Origin of the sequence: Microcoleus sp. OTE_8_concoct_300, assembly GCF_031383065.1 — a bacterium.
In the GTDB taxonomy this organism is placed as follows: domain Bacteria; phylum Cyanobacteriota; class Cyanobacteriia; order Cyanobacteriales; family Microcoleaceae; genus Microcoleus.
This window is the reverse complement of sequence record NZ_JANMZH010000108.1, coordinates 1-1,129: the sequence shown is the minus strand read 5'-3', so window position 1 is coordinate 1,129 and position 1,129 is coordinate 1. Positions and strand designations below refer to the sequence as shown.

At 46.8% G+C, this 1,129-nt stretch carries 1 protein-coding gene; it reads right to left on the bottom strand.

Going from position 1 to position 1,129, the window contains the following annotated elements; all coding sequences use genetic code 11:
* Positions 1–164 precede the first annotated feature (164 nt).
* Positions 165–725, bottom strand: coding sequence for a COP23 domain-containing protein (locus ACUVJL_RS05585; protein ID WP_445244946.1), 561 nt, complete (start codon positions 723–725; stop codon positions 165–167).
* Positions 726–1,129 lie beyond the last annotated feature (404 nt).

The window sequence follows — 1,129 nt, the reverse complement described above, 5'->3', positions numbered from 1 at the left end:
GCTGCTGCAATCGCTGTTGCGACATTTCGACTGGCAGTTGTTTTAAGGAATTTTTGGCAGGCGGAAGTTGTGCCGGCAGCATCATTGAGATGCCGCCAATACAAGTTGCCATAATCAGTGAACGCCAATCCATGTTTGTTCAGCTCGCAGTTTCTTTGCTACTTTTACCACAAACGCTCGTTGTCTGGCGGTTCGTTGTTGAGCAACAAATTGAGATTGACGTTAGCGTCGCCATTTTCGTACGTTACCAACTGCTTTTCTCCGCTCAGGTAAAGGGGTTGCTTGGAAGCGCGGTTGCGGGTATCGAGCAATTGTTCGAGAATCTGGTTGCCATTACTGCGCTGGGGTAATGTCAGCACTACTGCCGCGGCACTGGAACAATTGCCGCTGCCTTTGGCTCGATCGATACAATACTGTTGGCCATTGAACGTCCCCGATCTCATGAAATTGAGCTGTCCGTTGTCGTTGAACCGCTGGAATCTGGCAGATACCTCCTCGCAGCGCTTTTTGGGAGTCCAGCCTGAAGTCGAGAAAGCTTCGTTGTTCCAAACTATCAGGGGTATGTTTCCTCTGGATGCTGTGCGGACTATGGTTGCGGGTTTGCCTTCGCTAATCCCGCAGTAGAATTGATTTCTGGTTTGAGCTTGGCTCGGCAAGGATACAACAGCCGATGTACCTATGACGATCGCCGCGGTTGCGATCGTACCAAATAAAGGTTGTCTCATTGGGTAGCCTATATAGTTTTAATCATTCAAAGATTTTTACGTTCTCTCCTGTTAAACTCGATCGAGCTCACAGGAGACCCCTTGCCACATTTAGTTATTAAATCTTGCGGCCCTTAACTTTGAATTTTACAGTATTAAATAATATTAGTCAATCTCTGTCAAGCAATTTTTTAATCGTTAGGTGCCTGTTGTGGGCCGGCTTGTGTGCGTGCACAAAACAGACATACTTAGTCTTTAGTTTTGTCGAACAGGCTTCTAGCCGATTCTTGACGCCCCACTAGAACATTAAACTCCCGCTTCACAAACCATTCAGCGTGTTTTTGAGAATCATGCAGTCATAAGGAACGATCGAACTGGGTGCATCTCATTTTTGCAAATATATTCGTAGGGGCGAAGCATTTCGG